At 59.9% G+C, this 15,021-nt stretch carries 18 protein-coding genes; 17 read left to right on the top strand and 1 reads right to left on the bottom strand.

Going from position 1 to position 15,021, the window contains the following annotated elements:
* Positions 1-77: 77 nt before the first annotated feature.
* Entirely contained in the window at positions 78-623 is a 546-nt protein-coding gene (locus AC1Z24_RS25230; RefSeq protein WP_483743153.1) for a glycine zipper 2TM domain-containing protein, read from the top strand.
* 135 nt (positions 624-758) lie between these two features.
* On the opposite strand, the gene suhB is transcribed toward AC1Z24_RS25230, so the two are convergent.
* Positions 759-1,574, bottom strand: coding sequence for a type III secretion system regulator SuhB (suhB, locus tag AC1Z24_RS25225; protein WP_259105894.1), 816 nt, complete (start codon positions 1,572-1,574; stop codon positions 759-761).
* Positions 1,575-1,768: 194 nt separating this feature from the next.
* On the opposite strand from suhB, the gene trmJ reads away from it, so the two are divergent.
* From trmJ to hisS, 16 genes are all read left to right on the top strand, one after another.
* On the top strand, positions 1,769-2,542 hold the full coding sequence (trmJ, locus tag AC1Z24_RS25220) for a tRNA (cytosine(32)/uridine(32)-2'-O)-methyltransferase TrmJ (protein ID WP_483743152.1): 774 nt from the start codon (positions 1,769-1,771) through the stop codon (positions 2,540-2,542).
* The gene (gene cysE / locus AC1Z24_RS25215; RefSeq protein ID WP_483743151.1) at positions 2,542-3,333 is read left to right on the top strand and encodes a serine O-acetyltransferase; all 792 of its coding nucleotides are present in this window, start codon (positions 2,542-2,544) and stop codon (positions 3,331-3,333) included. Before trmJ ends, cysE begins: the two co-directional genes overlap by 1 nt.
* A 164-nt stretch (positions 3,334-3,497) precedes the next feature.
* On the top strand, positions 3,498-3,989 hold the full coding sequence (gene iscR, locus AC1Z24_RS25210) for a Fe-S cluster assembly transcriptional regulator IscR (RefSeq protein WP_259105891.1): 492 nt from the start codon (positions 3,498-3,500) through the stop codon (positions 3,987-3,989).
* A 44-nt stretch (positions 3,990-4,033) separates the two neighbouring features.
* Complete coding sequence (locus AC1Z24_RS25205; protein ID WP_483743150.1) at positions 4,034-5,248, top strand: IscS subfamily cysteine desulfurase; 1,215 nt, start codon at positions 4,034-4,036, stop codon at positions 5,246-5,248.
* 89 nt (positions 5,249-5,337) lie between these two features.
* Positions 5,338-5,724 (top strand): Fe-S cluster assembly scaffold IscU, encoded by a 387-nt coding sequence (gene iscU, locus AC1Z24_RS25200; protein WP_259105889.1) that lies wholly within the window; start codon positions 5,338-5,340, stop codon positions 5,722-5,724.
* Positions 5,725-5,766: 42 nt separating this feature from the next.
* Positions 5,767-6,090, top strand: a complete 324-nt coding sequence (gene iscA / locus AC1Z24_RS25195; RefSeq protein WP_483743149.1) for an iron-sulfur cluster assembly protein IscA — start codon at positions 5,767-5,769, stop codon at positions 6,088-6,090.
* Between the two features lie 8 nt (positions 6,091-6,098).
* Positions 6,099-6,620 carry a co-chaperone HscB gene (gene hscB / locus AC1Z24_RS25190; protein ID WP_259105887.1) on the top strand — a complete coding sequence of 174 codons (522 nt, stop codon included), beginning with the start codon at positions 6,099-6,101 and terminating at the stop codon, positions 6,618-6,620.
* Positions 6,621-6,665: 45 nt separating this feature from the next.
* Entirely contained in the window at positions 6,666-8,528 is a 1,863-nt protein-coding gene (gene hscA, locus AC1Z24_RS25185) for a Fe-S protein assembly chaperone HscA (RefSeq protein ID WP_483743148.1), read from the top strand.
* A gap of 3 nt (positions 8,529-8,531) precedes the next feature.
* Positions 8,532-8,873: an ISC system 2Fe-2S type ferredoxin gene (gene fdx, locus AC1Z24_RS25180; RefSeq protein WP_259105885.1), complete on the top strand. Its 342-nt coding sequence runs from the start codon at positions 8,532-8,534 to the stop codon at positions 8,871-8,873.
* A 13-nt stretch (positions 8,874-8,886) separates the two neighbouring features.
* Positions 8,887-9,087 (top strand): Fe-S cluster assembly protein IscX, encoded by a 201-nt coding sequence (iscX, locus tag AC1Z24_RS25175; RefSeq protein WP_259105884.1) that lies wholly within the window; start codon positions 8,887-8,889, stop codon positions 9,085-9,087.
* Between the two features lie 89 nt (positions 9,088-9,176).
* Positions 9,177-9,602 carry a nucleoside-diphosphate kinase gene (ndk, locus tag AC1Z24_RS25170; protein WP_002552482.1) on the top strand — a complete coding sequence of 142 codons (426 nt, stop codon included), beginning with the start codon at positions 9,177-9,179 and terminating at the stop codon, positions 9,600-9,602.
* A 29-nt stretch (positions 9,603-9,631) separates the two neighbouring features.
* Complete coding sequence (rlmN, locus tag AC1Z24_RS25165) at positions 9,632-10,780, top strand: dual-specificity RNA methyltransferase RlmN (RefSeq protein WP_259105882.1); 1,149 nt, start codon at positions 9,632-9,634, stop codon at positions 10,778-10,780.
* Between the two features lie 14 nt (positions 10,781-10,794).
* Positions 10,795-11,553 carry a type IV pilus biogenesis/stability protein PilW gene (pilW, locus tag AC1Z24_RS25160; protein ID WP_259105881.1) on the top strand — a complete coding sequence of 253 codons (759 nt, stop codon included), beginning with the start codon at positions 10,795-10,797 and terminating at the stop codon, positions 11,551-11,553.
* Complete coding sequence (locus tag AC1Z24_RS25155; RefSeq protein ID WP_483743147.1) at positions 11,553-12,545, top strand: RodZ domain-containing protein; 993 nt, start codon at positions 11,553-11,555, stop codon at positions 12,543-12,545. Before pilW ends, AC1Z24_RS25155 begins: the two co-directional genes overlap by 1 nt.
* A 3-nt stretch (positions 12,546-12,548) precedes the next feature.
* On the top strand, positions 12,549-13,658 hold the full coding sequence (gene ispG / locus AC1Z24_RS25150) for a flavodoxin-dependent (E)-4-hydroxy-3-methylbut-2-enyl-diphosphate synthase (protein ID WP_259105879.1): 1,110 nt from the start codon (positions 12,549-12,551) through the stop codon (positions 13,656-13,658).
* A gap of 35 nt (positions 13,659-13,693) precedes the next feature.
* Positions 13,694-14,983 (top strand): histidine--tRNA ligase, encoded by a 1,290-nt coding sequence (gene hisS, locus AC1Z24_RS25145; protein WP_483743146.1) that lies wholly within the window; start codon positions 13,694-13,696, stop codon positions 14,981-14,983.
* Positions 14,984-15,021 lie beyond the last annotated feature (38 nt).

Raw genomic sequence — 15,021 nt, 5'->3', positions numbered from 1 at the left:
TGAACTCGCGCTTTTTTTTGTGCTCCAAGGCTAGGTATTGCGCAGAAATCTGCGCCTGAGATGGTCTGGAGGTTCACGTGAACAAGTCGTTGCTAGTTGGTGCTGTATTGGGTGCTATCGGTGTCACCGCCGGTGGTGCTATTGCCGCCTATAGCCTCGTGAAAAGCGGCCCTGAATATGCGGATGTCGTCGCAGTGGAGCCCATCAAGGAACAAGTCAAAACCCCTCGCGAAGTGTGCAAGGACGTGGCGGTAACCCGTCGTGCACCGGTCAAGGATGAGCATCAGATTGTCGGCAGTGTGATCGGCGCGGTGGCCGGCGGCCTGCTGGGTAACCAGGTCGGCGGTGGTAACGGCAAGAAAATCGCCACGGTGGCGGGTGCGGTCGGTGGTGGTTATGCCGGTAACAAGGTGCAGGAAGGTATGCAGAATCGCGACACCTACACCACCACGCAGACCCGCTGTAACACGGTCAATGACATCAGCGACAAGGTCGTGGGTTATGACGTGAAATACAAGTTGAATGACAAGTTCGGCCAGGTGCGCATGGATCGCGATCCGGGGAATCAGATTCCGGTGAACAAGGAAGGGCAGTTGATTCTGGGGCAGGCGCAGCAGCAGTAAGATTGCATCTTCGTAGGACCGGCTTTAGCCGGGAGGGCATTCTCGCGGCTAAAGCCGCTCCTGCGGGATTGGTGTTTGCCCGCAACAGACACAAAAAAACCGGCCTTGGCCGGTTTTTTTGTGGGCGCTATAAAATCAGCGCTTGAGCGATGCTGGCAGGTGCGGTGCGATGGCTGTCAGGACGGCCTTGAAGCACTTGGTGTTGCCCGCAACGATATGGCCTTTCTCGAGGAATTCGTGACCGCCGGTGAAGTCGCTGACCAGGCCGCCTGCTTCCTGGATCAGCAGGGCGCCTGCTGCCATGTCCCACTCGGACAGGCCCGACTCCCAGAATGCATCGAAACGACCGGCTGCCACGTAGGCCAGGTCCAGGCTCGCCGCGCCTGCGCGGCGGATGCCGGCGGTCTGGCCTACGAGGCTGCGGAACATGCCCAGGTAGTTTTCCAGGTTGTCCATCTGGTTGTCGCGGAACGGGAAGCCGGTACCCAGCAGGGCGCCTTCCAGGCTCTTGCGCGGGCTGACACGCAGGCGACGACCATTGAGTGCGGCGCCACGGCCACGGCTGGCGGTGAATTCTTCCTGGCGAACCGGGTCCAGGACCACGGCGTGTTCCAGGCGACCACGGTATTTGCAGGCGATGCTGACCGCGAAGTGCGGGATGCCACGGACGAAGTTGGTGGTGCCGTCCAGCGGGTCGATGATCCACAGGTAATCCGCGCCTTCGCCGCTGCCCGCGTGCAGGCCGCTTTCTTCGCCGAGGATGCCATGGGTAGGGTAAGCCTTGCGCAGAGCGGTGATGATGCTCTGTTCAGCTGCGCGATCGACTTCGGTTACGTAGTCTTTTGCGTCTTTTTCGTCGACCTTGATGGTATCCAGGCGCTCGATGGAGCGGAAGATCAATTCGCTGGCGCTGCGGGCGGCGCGCAGCGCGATATTCAGCATGGGCTGCATGGACGTTTCACCTGAGGTTGTTAAAGAGAGCCGGGCATTCTATTGATTGCGGCGGAATATTTCCAGCGTTGCGTTGTCGTTACAACCTGCGAGCGTCGTGTGAAATGACCGACGGCCATGCAGGCGTTCATGGCGTTACGCAGGGTGGTTCTGTAAGATTTGCCCCCCATGATCCATATATAGAGCGCCTTGCCTTGTTGCAGAACATTCGTGTTGTCCTGGTCGGAACCAGTCACCCCGGCAATATCGGTGGGGCTGCGCGCGCCATGAAAAACATGGGGCTGTCGCGCCTGGTGCTGGTTGACCCCAAGGTATTCCCGTCGCCGGAAGCGTCAGCACGGGCGTCGGGTGCCGACGATATTCTTCAGCACACGCAAGTGGTCGCCACCCTCGAAGAGGCGCTGGCCGGTTGCACCTTGGTGCTGGGTACCAGTGCCCGCGACCGCAGCCTGCCATGGCCATTGCTCGATCCCCGTGAGTCCGGTGTATTGGTCGCCGAGCAGGCGGGGCAGGATGCCGAAGTGGCTCTGGTGTTTGGCCGTGAACACGCCGGCCTGACCAATGACGAGCTGCAGCGATGTCATTATCACGTGCATATCCCGTCCGATCCGGCGTTCAGCTCGCTCAACCTGGCTGCTGCGGTGCAAGTCCTCAGCTATGAGGTGCGCATGTCGTGGCTGGCAGCCCGGGCCGAGGCAGCTCCGGATCAAAGCAATGCAGTGACGCCAGTGCGTAACGCCGATCTGGCGACGATGGATGAAATGGAAGGGTTTTACGGACACCTGGAGTCGACTCTGGTCGCCATCGGTTTCCTCGACCCTGAAAAGCCTCGTCACCTGATGGCGCGCCTGCGTCGACTCTACGGTCGCAGCGAAGTGGAAAAGTCGGAGCTGAGCATTCTGCGCGGCGTCCTGACCGAGACCCAGAAAGCTGCGCGTGGCGAACCTTACAAGCGCAAGGATCAATAATGTTTGAACGTCTGCGAGAAGATATCCAAAGTGTGTTTCATCGTGACCCTGCCGCGCGCAACGCCTTTGAAGTGCTGACCTGCTATCCGGGCATGCATGCCATCTGGCTGCATCGCCTGGGTCATATATTGTGGCGCAACAACTGGAAGTGGCTGGCGCGCGTGGTATCGAACTTCGGCCGCTGGCTGACGGGTATCGAGATCCATCCGGGGGCCAAGGTCGGTCGCCGCTTCTTCATCGACCACGGCATGGGCATTGTCATCGGTGAGACCGCCGAAATCGGCAATGACGTGACCCTCTATCAGGGCGTGACCCTGGGCGGCACCAGTTGGAACAAGGGCAAGCGCCACCCGACACTGGAGGATGGCGTGGTGGTGGGTGCGGGTGCCAAAGTGCTGGGCCCGTTCACCGTAGGTGCCGGGGCCAAGATCGGCTCCAATGCGGTGGTCACCAAGGCGGTGCCGGCGGGTGCCACGGCGGTGGGCATTCCGGGGCGCATCATCGTCAAGTCCGACGACGCCGTGGAAGCCAAGCGCAAGGCTATCGCTGAGAAACTGGGCTTCGATGCCTACGGTGTCAGTGAAGATATGCCCGATCCGGTGGCGCGGGCCATTGGCCAATTGCTCGATCACTTACAGGCCGTCGATGGTCGATTGGAGGGAATGTGCGCAGCCCTGACCAAGCTGGGTAGTGACTATTGCGCCGGGGAATTGCCCGAGCTGCGCGATGAAGTCTTCGATTGTGTAAAAGATGACACCGAAGCCAAAGTCGTCGAGGCCAAGGTCGGTTAGAGCGATGGCCGCAGCGCATGGGGCATGTCAATGTGCCCCATCGTTTGCTATGATACCGCCGCTCTTTTGCACCCAATCCCGACTATTTTGCTTGGTCTTATAGTTGACTTAAATACTCGGGAATAGCATACTCGCTCCCATCCCGAACCCCCGTGGTACACGCCATGCGACTGACTACAAAAGGCCGATACGCTGTGACCGCCATGCTCGATCTGGCGTTGCACGCGCAGCACGGGCCAGTGTCCCTGGCCGATATTTCCGAGCGACAGGGGATTTCCTTGTCCTACCTCGAGCAACTGTTCGCCAAGCTGCGTCGCAGCAATCTGGTTTCCAGTGTCCGTGGTCCGGGTGGCGGCTACCAGCTGTCCCGCGACATGCGTGGCATCCAGGTAGCGCAGGTGGTCGATGCGGTCAATGAATCGGTCGATGCGACCCGTTGCCAGGGTCTTGGCGATTGCCATGCCGGTGACACCTGCCTGACCCACCACTTGTGGTGCGACCTCAGTGCACAGATTCACGAGTTTCTGAGCGGTATCAGTCTGGCCGATCTTGTCACTCGCCGTGAGGTACAAGAAGTCGCCCAGCGCCAGGATCAGCGCCGTTGCTCAAGCAAGGTGCCGCAACTGGATAAGATTGAAACGTCCGCCGTCGAATGAACGCAGATGAATGAGCGGTGCGCCTGCCTGATAGGAGAGATTCAATGAGATTGCCGATTTACCTCGATTATTCCGCGACGACTCCGGTTGATCCGCGTGTCGCCCAGAAGATGAGCGAATGCCTGCTGGTGGACGGAAACTTCGGTAACCCGGCCTCGCGCTCCCACGTTTTCGGCTGGAAAGCCGAAGAGTCAGTCGAGAACGCCCGCCGTCAGGTGGCCGATCTGGTCAACGCCGACCCTCGCGAAATCGTCTGGACCTCTGGTGCCACCGAGTCCGATAACCTGGCGATCAAGGGTGCAGCGCACTTCTACGCCAGCAAAGGCAAACACCTGATCACCTCCAAGATCGAGCACAAGGCTGTCCTGGACACCATGCGCCAACTGGAGCGTGAAGGCTTCGAAGTGACCTACCTGGATCCGGGCGAAGACGGCCTGATCACTCCATCCATGGTCGAAGCAGCCCTGCGTGAGGACACCATTCTGGTGTCGATCATGCACGTAAACAACGAAATCGGCACCGTCAACGACATCGGCGCCCTCGGTGAGCTGACCCGCTCCCGTGGCGTGCTGTTCCACGTCGACGCGGCCCAGTCCACCGGCAAAGTCGAGATCGACCTGAGCAAGCTCAAGGTCGACATGATGTCCTTCTCGGCCCACAAGACTTACGGCCCTAAAGGCATTGGCGCGCTGTACGTCAGCCGCAAGCCGCGTGTGCGCATCGAAGCGACCATGCACGGCGGCGGTCACGAGCGCGGCATGCGTTCCGGCACCCTGGCGACTCACCAGATCGTCGGCATGGGTGAAGCCTTCCGTATTGCCAAGGAAGAAATGGCCGCTGAAAACGTGCGTCTGAAAGCCTTGAGCGATCGTTTCTACAAGCAGGTCGAAAACCTGGAAGAGCTTTACATCAACGGCAGCATGACCGCCCGTGTACCGCACAACCTGAACCTGAGCTTCAACTACGTCGAAGGCGAGTCGCTGATCATGGCGCTCAAGGACCTGGCGGTTTCGTCCGGTTCGGCCTGCACCTCAGCGTCTCTTGAGCCTTCCTACGTCTTGCGCGCCCTTGGTCGTAATGACGAACTGGCCCATAGCTCGATACGCTTCACCTTCGGCCGCTTCACCACCGAAGAAGAGATCGATTATGCCGCGCAGAAAGTCTGCGAGGCCGTTACCAAGCTGCGCGCTCTGTCGCCGCTGTGGGATATGTACAAAGACGGTGTCGACATCTCCAAGATCGAGTGGGCGGCGCACTAATTCAAGCCGCCTACCGAACGGGTCATGACGGTCTTGCCAGATTGAACATGGCCCGCAGAGCGGCACCCTGATGTGAGAGGAAACGAATCATGGCTTACAGCGAAAAGGTCATCGACCACTACGAGAACCCGCGCAACGTCGGCAAGATGGACGCGGAAGATCCAGACGTAGGCACCGGCATGGTCGGCGCTCCGGCGTGCGGCGACGTTATGCGCCTGCAGATCAAGGTCAACGAGCAGGGCATCATCGAAGATGCCAAGTTCAAGACCTACGGCTGCGGTTCGGCTATCGCCTCCAGCTCCCTGGCGACCGAGTGGATGAAAGGCAAGACTCTGGATGAAGCAGAGACCATCAAGAACACTCAGCTGGCCGAAGAACTGGCCCTGCCGCCAGTGAAGATCCACTGCTCGGTACTCGCCGAAGACGCCATCAAGGCTGCCGTTCGCGACTACAAGCAGAAGAAAGGCCTGCTGTAAGCAGCCGCTTTTCCCCACGCTTGCGCTAAGTAAGGAGTTTCCATGTCTATCAGCATGACAGAAGCTGCCGCCAACCACGTACGTCGCTCCCTCGAAGGGCGCGGCAAGGGTGACGGTATCCGTCTGGGTGTTCGCACCACGGGCTGTTCGGGTCTGGCCTATGTGCTCGAGTTCGTCGATGAGGCGGGCGGTGAAGACACCGTGTTCGAGATGTTCGGCGTCAAGATCATCATCGATCCGAAAAGCCTGGTCTACCTCGATGGCACCGAACTGGATTTCGTCAAGGAAGGGTTGAACGAAGGCTTCAAGTTCAACAACCCCAACTCGCGCGGTGAATGTGGCTGCGGCGAAAGCTTCAACGTCTGAGGCTGAGCGTGGGTACTCCTTGTCATTTCGCCCTGTTCGAGCTCCAGCCCGGTTTCCGCCTGGACCTTGATCAGTTGGCCACACGCTACCGCGAATTGGCGCGTAGCGTGCACCCCGACCGCTTTGCCGACGCTTCCGAGCGTGAGCAGCGCGTTGCGCTGGAGCGTTCCGCCAGCCTCAATGAAGCCTACCAGACCCTCAAGAGTGCGCCGAAACGGGCGCGTTACTTGTTGGCGATAGGGGGCAATGAGGTGCCGCTGGAAGTCACCGTGCAAGATCCCGAATTCCTCATGCAGCAGATGCAATGGCGTGAGGAGCTTGAGGAACTGCAGGATGATGCGGACCTGGCCGGCGTTGCCGTGTTCAAGCGGCGGTTGAAAGTGGCTCAGGAACAGTTGGGCGAAAGTTTTGCCGCCTGTTGGGATGATGCAGCGCAACGCGACCAGGCCGAACGCCTGATGCGGCGCATGCAGTTCCTCGACAAGCTCTCTTACGAAGTGCGCCAGCTGGAAGAGCGCCTCGACGACTAACCCCGTGCCGCCCTTGGGCGGCGCGCCTGTGATGTTCAGACAAGCATGGCTCTACTGCAGATCGCCGAACCCGGCCAAAGTCCTCAACCCCACCAGCGCCGTTTGGCTGTCGGGATCGACCTGGGCACCACCAATTCGCTGGTCGCTGCGTTGCGCAGTGGTCTTTGCGAGCCACTGGCTGACGCTGAAGGCCAGGTCATCCTGCCTTCTGCCGTACGCTATCACGCCGATCGCGTCGAAGTCGGGCAGTCGGCCAAGGCCGCCGCGTCCATCGACCCGTTCAATACCGTGCTCTCGGTCAAGCGCCTGATGGGCCGCGGCCTGGCCGACGTCAAACAATTGGGTGAGCAACTGCCTTACCGCTTTGTCGGCGGCGAGTCGCATATGCCCTTTATCGAGACCGTCCAGGGGCCGAAAAGCCCGGTGGAAGTCTCGGCGGACATCCTCAAGGTTCTGCGTCAACGCGCTGAACAGACCCTGGGCGGCGAGCTGGTCGGCGCGGTGATCACCGTGCCTGCATATTTCGACGACGCCCAGCGCCAGGCCACCAAGGACGCCGCGCGTCTGGCTGGCCTGAACGTGCTGCGCCTGCTCAACGAGCCGACTGCGGCTGCGGTGGCCTATGGCCTGGATCAGCATGCCCAGGGCGTCGTGGCTATCTATGACCTGGGCGGCGGTACTTTCGATATCTCGATCCTGCGCCTGACCGGCGGTGTGTTCGAAGTGCTGGCCACCGGTGGCGACAGTGCCTTGGGCGGCGACGATTTCGACCACGCCATCGCCAGCTGGATTGTCAGCTCGGCGGGTCTGTCCGCCGACATCGACCCTTCTGCCCAGCGCAGCCTGTTGCAGGTTGCCTGCGCGGCGAAAGAAGCCCTGACTGACGCATCGTCGGTTGAAGTTGCCTACGGTGACTGGAAAGGCGAGCTGAGCCGTGAAGCGTTCAATGCCCTGATCGAATCGATGCTGGCTCGTAGCCTGAAAGCCTGCCGCCGTGCGGTGCGCGATGCCGGTATCGAAATTGAAGAAGTCGAAGCCGTGGTCATGGTGGGCGGTTCGACCCGTGTACCGCGCGTGCGTGAAGCCGTGGGCGAATTGTTTGGTCGCAAGCCGTTGACCGAAATCGATCCGGATCAAGTGGTGGCCATCGGGGCCGCGATCCAGGCCGATACCCTCGCGGGCAACAAGCGCGATGGCGAAGAATTGTTGTTGCTGGACGTGATTCCGTTGTCCCTGGGGCTGGAAACCATGGGCGGCCTGATGGAGAAGGTGATTCCACGCAATACCACCATCCCCGTCGCACGCGGCCAGGACTTCACAACCTACAAAGATGGCCAGACGGCCATGATGATCCATGTCCTGCAGGGCGAGCGCGAGCTGATCAGCGATTGCCGCTCCCTGGCGCGCTTCGAGCTGCGTGGCATTCCGGCGATGGTGGCCGGTGCCGCGAAGATCCGTGTGACCTTCCAGGTCGATGCCGATGGATTGCTCAACGTCTCGGCCCGTGAATTGGGTTCGGGTGTCGAATCGAGCATCCAGGTCAAGCCGTCCTACGGCCTGACCGACGGCGAAATCGCCCGCATGCTCAAGGATTCGTTCCAGTACGCCAGCGATGACAAGGTCGCCCGTGTCCTGCGCGAGCAGCAGGTGGACGCCGAGCGTCTGCTGGAAGCTGTGCAGGGTGCACTGGAGGCCGACGGCGAGCGTCTGCTCGATGCCGAAGAGCGCATGGTCATCGAGCTGCAGATGGATGAACTCCGTGAATTGATGCAAGGCACCGATGGCCCGGCCATCGAGCAACAGACCAAGCGTCTGTCGCAAGTGACCGACGCATTTGCAGCCCGCCGCCTGGATTCGACGGTCAAGGCCGCGCTGGCAGGGCGCAATCTGAATGAAATTGAGGAATAACTGATGCCGCAGGTCATTTTTCTGCCACACGCCGAGCACTGCCCGGACGGTATGGTTGTCGAGGCCGAGGAAGGCAAGTCCATCCTCGAAGTGGCCCATGACAACCATATCGAGATCGAGAGCGCCTGCGGCGGTGTGTGCGCCTGCACCACGTGTCACTGCATCATCCGCGAGGGTTTCGACTCGCTGGAAGAGGCCGACGAGCTGGAAGAGGACTATCTTGATCGTGCATGGGGTCTGGAAGCGCAGTCGCGCCTGGCGTGCCAGGCCAAGGTCGGCAGTGAAGACCTGACCGTCGAGATCCCGAAATATTCGCTCAACCATGCGGCCGAAGCGCCGCACTGATCGAGATGCTGAAATGAGCTACGGTTGGAATGATGTACAACGCATTGCCGAAGAGCTGGCTGAAGCCAAACCGGGTGTCGACCCGTTTTCAGTCAATTTCGTGGTTTTGCAGCAATGGATCAAGGAATTGCCCGATTTTGACAATGAATCCGGGCGCGTCGGTGAGAAGGTTCTGGAAGCAGTCCAGACCCTCTGGGCCGAAGAAATCGACTGATCCTCTTTGCAGGTTAGGCAATACCAAGGAACCCGCGTATAATTCGCGGGTTTAATTTTTCGCTTTAATCACAGTTTCTGGAGTTTCACATGGCTGTTCAACGTACTTTCTCGATCATCAAGCCTGACGCCGTTGCTAAAAACGTAATCGGCGAGATCACCACTCGTTTCGAAAAAGCCGGCCTGCGCGTCGTAGCTTCGAAACTGAAGCAACTGTCCAAGGCTGAAGCTGAAGGTTTCTACGCTGAGCACAGCGCTCGCGGTTTCTTCGGCGACCTGGTTGCTTTCATGATCTCCGGTCCGGTTGTTGTTCAGGTTCTGGAAGGCGAAAACGCTATCGCTCTGAACCGCGAGCTGATGGGTGCTACCAACCCTAAAGAAGCTGCTGCCGGCACCATCCGCGCTGACTTCGCTGACTCCATCGACGCCAACGCTGTACACGGTTCCGACTCGGAAGCCGCTGCTGCCCGCGAAATCTCGTACTTCTTCGCTGCTACCGAAGTAACCGCTCGATAAGACCTGGGTCTTTGAGCGAAGGTGAATTCATGACTGAATCGATTGGCAAGACAAACCTGTTGGGGCTGACTCAGCTGGAAATGGAAAAGTTCTTCGACTCGATAGGGGAGAAGCGCTTCCGTGCCGGTCAGGTAATGAAGTGGATTCACCACTATGGCGTCGATGATTTCGACGCCATGAGCAATGTCGGCAAGGCCCTGCGCGAAAAGCTCAAGGCCTGTGCCGAGATTCGCGGTCCGGAAGTGGTCAGCGAGGACATCTCCAGCGACGGCACCCGTAAATGGGTGGTGCGCGTTGAGTCCGGCAGCTGCGTCGAGACCGTGTACATTCCCCAGGGCAAACGCGGCACCTTGTGCGTTTCGTCCCAGGCAGGCTGTGCCCTGGACTGCAGTTTCTGCTCCACCGGCAAGCAAGGCTTCAATAGCAACCTCACCGCCGCCGAAGTCATCGGTCAGGTGTGGATTGCCAACAAATCCTTTGGCAGCGTCCCGGCGACCGTCGACCGTGCCATCACCAATGTGGTGATGATGGGCATGGGTGAGCCGCTGCTGAACTTCGACAATGTCATTGCCGCCATGCATCTGATGATGGATGACATGGGCTATGGCATTTCCAAGCGCCGGGTGACCCTGTCCACCTCCGGCGTGGTACCGATGATCGATGAGCTGGCCAAGCATATCGACGTCTCTCTGGCTCTGTCGCTGCACGCGCCCAACGACGCGCTGCGCAATCAGCTGGTACCGATCAACAAGAAGTACCCGCTCAAGATGCTGCTCGAGTCCTGCCGCAACTACATGTCGGCATTGGGCGAAAAGCGTGTCCTGACCATCGAGTACACCTTGCTCAAGGATATCAACGACAAGGTCGAGCACGCGGTCGAGATGATCGAGCTGCTCAAGGACACGCCTTGCAAGATTAATCTGATCCCGTTCAACCCTTTCCCGCACTCCGGATACGAGCGTCCGAGCAACAATGCAATACGCCGTTTCCAGGATCAGTTGCATCAGGCCGGTTTCAACGTCACTGTGCGCACCACGCGCGGCGAAGATATCGATGCAGCCTGTGGCCAGTTGGTTGGCCAGGTCATGGACCGGACTCGTCGCAGTGAACGTTACATTGCTGTACGTGAGCTGAGTGCCGAGGCCGATGTGGTGCAAAGCGCCGCGCCGCGAAACTGACCGAGAGGGTACCCATGTCTGTGCGTGCTGCGCTGTTGCTGTTGTTCCTGACCTCGCTGGTTGGTTGCGTTTCATCGGGTAATATCGACCCCATGAGCACCAGCAAGGGACGCGACGAGGCACGCGCGGCCTACGTCCAGCTGGGCGTGGGCTACTTGCAGCAGGGGCAGACCGAGCGGGCCAAGGTGCCGCTCAAGAAAGCCCTGGAAATGAACAGCTCCGACCCGGACGCCAACGCCACCCTGGCCCTGGTGTTCCAGGCCGAGATGGAGCCGGACTTGGCCGAGCAGTACTTTCGCAAGGCCCTGTCCAACAGCCATAACGACGCCCGCATCCTCAACAACTACGGCAGCTTCCTGTACGAGCAGAAGAAGTACAAGGAAGCCTATGAGCGTTTCCAGCAGGCTGCCGAAGACAACCTCTACCCCGGCCGCTCACGGGTTTTCGAGAACCTGGGGCTGACCGCCATCCAGCTGGGCCAGCGCGATACTGCACGCGAACATTTCACCAAAGCACTGCACCTGGATCGTCAATTGTCCCGCTCATTGCTGGAAATGGCTGAGTTGTCTTACGAAGACGGGCAATATGTGCCGGCGCGCGAATACTACGATCGTTTCAGCAAGGTCAGCGAGCAGAACGCGCGCAGCCTGTTGCTCGGTACGCGACTGGGCAAGATCTATGACGATCGCAACAAAGTGGCCAGTTACGGGCTGCTACTAAAAAGACTCTATCCCGGTACGCCGGAATATCAGCAATACCTGTCGGAGCAATGATGAAAGCGGCGCATCCCGAAGTTGTGGCAACCACTCGCATGAATCCTGGAGAAACCCTGCGCCAGGCCCGCGAGAGCAGGAACTGGTCGCTGCCCGATGTGGCCACGAGGCTGAACCTCACCGTGACCTCCCTGAGCCACGTCGAGGCCGGTGAGTTCGACAAGTTGCCCGGCAATACTTTCGCCCGGGGCTATATCCGCGCCTACGCCAAACTGCTTGATCTGGATCAGGCCGCACTGGTCAACCAGTTCGACCAGACCACCGGCACCGACGGCAAGGGCAGTGCGGTACATGCCCTGGGCCGTATCGAAGAGCCTGTGCGCCTGTCTCACAATATCCTGCGCATCGTCAGCCTGCTGTTGCTGGTTGTGCTGGTGGGTGGCGGTTTTGTCTGGTGGCAGGATCAGACCTCGTCCCGTGGCAAGGATCAGGGCGGCCTGGCCCTTGAGCATGTGGAAGTGGAGAGCGCCGACGGCACCACGCAGATTCACCCTCTGGACGAGCCGGAAGAAGCGCCGAAACCTGTTCAGGATGCACCGCTGCCGCTGAATACCGCACCGGCTGCGGAAACCGCAACTGCTCCGGCTGCCACTACTGCGCCGACTGCCCCTGCAACTCCGGCTCACGGCACTGCAACACCGCTGGTGGCGCCTGCTCATGCACCGCAGCCTGTTGCGCCGACGGTTGCCACCGCGCCGACTGCTGCACCGACTACCAGCGAAGCAGCACCTGTGGTTGAAGTTCCGGCAGGTAATGGCCAATTGAAGCTGCAATTCGTTGCCGATTGCTGGACCCAGGTCACCGACGGCGGCGGCAAAGTGCTGCTTAGCGGCCTGAAACGCAAGGGCGATACCGTTGACGTCAATGGCAAGCCGCCGCTGACCGTACGCCTTGGCTTTGCTCGCGGCGCCCAGGTGACCTACAACGGTCAGGCAGTCGACGTCGCTCCATTCACCAGTGGCGAGACTGCTCGCCTGAAGCTGGGGCAATAAATCATGCACGGCGAATCTCCGATCAAGCGTCGCGAATCCCGCAAAATCTGGGTCGGCTCGGTCCCTGTCGGCGGTGATGCGCCGATTGCCGTACAGAGCATGACCAACAGCGACACCAACGATGTGGCTGCCACGGTCGCCCAGATCAACCGTCTGGAAGCCGCCGGCGTCGATATCGTGCGCATTTCCGTGCCGGACATGGACGCCGCCGAAGCCTTTGGCCGAATCAAGCAACTGGTCAAGGTGCCTCTGGTCGCTGACATCCACTTCGACTACAAGATCGCCCTGCGCGTGGCCGAGCTGGGCGTCGATTGCCTGCGCATCAACCCCGGCAACATCGGTCGCGAAGACCGTGTGCGTGCGGTGGTGGATGCCGCCCGTGACCGTGGTATCCCGATTCGTATCGGAGTCAACGCCGGTTCCCTGGAAAAAGACCTGCAGAAGAAGTATGGCGAACCGACCCCGGCTGCGCTGGTGGAGTCGGCCCTGCGCCACGTCGATCACTTGGATCGCCTGGATTTCCAGGACTTCAAGGTCAGCGTCAAGGCCTCCGACGTGTTCATGGCCGTTGAGGCCTACCGTCTGCTGGCCAAGCAAATCATTCAGCCTTTGCACCTGGGTATCACCGAAGCCGGTGGCCTGCGTTCAGGCACAGTGAAATCTGCCGTCGGCCTCGGTATGCTGCTGGCCGAAGGAATTGGCGATACTATCCGCATCTCCCTGGCCGCTGACCCGGTCGAAGAGGTGAAAGTCGGTTACGACATCCTCAAGTCGCTGCACCTGCGTTCCCGTGGGATCAACTTCATCGCCTGCCCGAGCTGCTCGCGGCAGAACTTCGATGTGGTCAAGACCATGAACGATCTGGAAGGGCGCCTCGAAGATCTGCTGGTGCCGCTGGACGTGGCGGTGATCGGTTGTGTGGTCAATGGTCCTGGTGAAGCCAAGGAGGCGCATATCGGCCTCACCGGTGGTACGCCGAACCTGATCTACATCGACGGCAAGCCGGCGCAGAAACTGACCAATGACAATCTGGTGGATGAGCTTGAACGCTTGATCCGGCAGAAAGCGGCCGAAAAAGTCGCAGCTGAAGCGGCGCTCATCGCCCGCGGCTGAGTGTGGCCAATAGAAGATTTCGCTAAGGATTTTTTGTGAGCAAGTCCCTGCAAGCCATTCGTGGCATGAACGACATCCTGCCGGAACAGACGCCGCTGTGGCGCTACTTCGAAGGCACCGTTTCGCGTCTGCTGGATAACTACGGTTATCGCCAGATCCGCATGCCGATCGTCGAATTCACCGAGCTGTTCAAGCGCTCCATTGGTGAAGTCACCGATATCGTCGAAAAAGAGATGTACACCTTCGAGGATCGCAACGGCGATTCCCTGACCCTGCGCCCTGAAGGTACGGCGGCCTGTGTACGCGCGGTGCTCGAGCACGGTATCACCGGCGGTGGCCAGGTGCAGAAGTTGTGGTACATCGGCCCGATGTTCCGCCACGAGCGCCCGCAGAAAGGCCGTTATCGCCAGTTCCATCAGATTGGCGTCGAAGTGTTCAACCTCGACGGCCCGGACATCGACGCCGAACTGATCGTGCTCACCTGGCGCCTGTGGGGCCTGCTGGGCATCCGCAATGCGGTCAAGCTCGAGCTGAACAGCCTGGGCACCAGCGAAGCCCGTGGTCGTTATCGTGACGCTTTGGTCGAATTCCTCTCCAGCCGCCTGAGCGAACTGGACGAAGACAGCCAACGCCGCCTGAAGACCAACCCCCTGCGCGTGCTCGATACCAAGAACCCGGAAACCCAGGCCGTACTGGTGGATGCGCCCAAACTGGCGGATTACCTGGACGAAGAATCCCGCGTGCATTTCGAAGGTCTGAAAGCGCGTCTGGATGCGGCAGGCATTCCTTATGTGATCAATCCCAAGCTGGTGCGCGGGTTGGATTACTACAGCAAGACCGTTTTCGAGTGGGTCACCGACCAGCTCGGCGCCCAGGGCACCGTGTGCGCCGGTGGTCGTTACGACGGTCTTGTTGAGCAGATGGGCGGCAAGCCGACCTCGGGTGTTGGTTTCGCCATGGGTATCGAGCGTCTGGTACTGCTGCTGGAAACCCTGGAGCAGATCCCGCAAGAGATCTCCCGTCAGGTCGACGTCTACCTCTGCGCCTTCGGCGAAGCGGCCGAACTGGCTGCTCTGGCCCTGACCGAGCGTGTACGCGACCAGTTGCCGGACCTGCGCCTGCAAGTCAACGCCGGTGCCGGTAGCTTCAAGAGTCAGTTCAAGAAAGCCGACAAGAGCGGTGCACTGTTTGCCCTGATTCTTGGCGAAGAAGAGCTGGCCCAGCAGATCATCGGGGTCAAACCCCTGCGTGGTCAGGGCGAACAACAAAGTATTGCCTGGGATGCTCTGTCCGAGCACCTGGCCGCCTGCGTCGTGCAGGGTTGAGAGCTGATTAACAGCCGATTTAGCGAATAGGAGTATTG

The organism is Pseudomonas sp. JL23 (assembly GCF_056933585.1).
Note: the sequence above shows the minus strand (reverse complement) of the source record. Positions and strands in the feature narration are given on the sequence as shown.

Excerpts from the sequence above, each read along its gene's own strand:
- suhB (WP_259105894.1), bottom strand. The coding sequence starts at position 1,574 with ATGCAGCCCATGCTGAATATCGCGCTGCGCGCCGCCCGCAGCGCCAGC.
- cysE (WP_483743151.1), top strand. The coding sequence starts at position 2,542 with ATGTTTGAACGTCTGCGAGAAGATATCCAAAGTGTGTTTCATCGTGAC.
- iscR (WP_259105891.1), top strand. The coding sequence starts at position 3,498 with ATGCGACTGACTACAAAAGGCCGATACGCTGTGACCGCCATGCTCGAT.
- AC1Z24_RS25205 (WP_483743150.1), top strand. The coding sequence starts at position 4,034 with ATGAGATTGCCGATTTACCTCGATTATTCCGCGACGACTCCGGTTGAT.
- iscU (WP_259105889.1), top strand. The coding sequence starts at position 5,338 with ATGGCTTACAGCGAAAAGGTCATCGACCACTACGAGAACCCGCGCAAC.
- iscA (WP_483743149.1), top strand. The coding sequence starts at position 5,767 with ATGTCTATCAGCATGACAGAAGCTGCCGCCAACCACGTACGTCGCTCC.
- hscA (WP_483743148.1), top strand. The coding sequence starts at position 6,666 with ATGGCTCTACTGCAGATCGCCGAACCCGGCCAAAGTCCTCAACCCCAC.
- fdx (WP_259105885.1), top strand. The coding sequence starts at position 8,532 with ATGCCGCAGGTCATTTTTCTGCCACACGCCGAGCACTGCCCGGACGGT.
- iscX (WP_259105884.1), top strand. The coding sequence starts at position 8,887 with ATGAGCTACGGTTGGAATGATGTACAACGCATTGCCGAAGAGCTGGCT.
- ndk (WP_002552482.1), top strand. The coding sequence starts at position 9,177 with ATGGCTGTTCAACGTACTTTCTCGATCATCAAGCCTGACGCCGTTGCT.
- rlmN (WP_259105882.1), top strand. The coding sequence starts at position 9,632 with ATGACTGAATCGATTGGCAAGACAAACCTGTTGGGGCTGACTCAGCTG.
- pilW (WP_259105881.1), top strand. The coding sequence starts at position 10,795 with ATGTCTGTGCGTGCTGCGCTGTTGCTGTTGTTCCTGACCTCGCTGGTT.
- AC1Z24_RS25155 (WP_483743147.1), top strand. The coding sequence starts at position 11,553 with ATGAAAGCGGCGCATCCCGAAGTTGTGGCAACCACTCGCATGAATCCT.
- ispG (WP_259105879.1), top strand. The coding sequence starts at position 12,549 with ATGCACGGCGAATCTCCGATCAAGCGTCGCGAATCCCGCAAAATCTGG.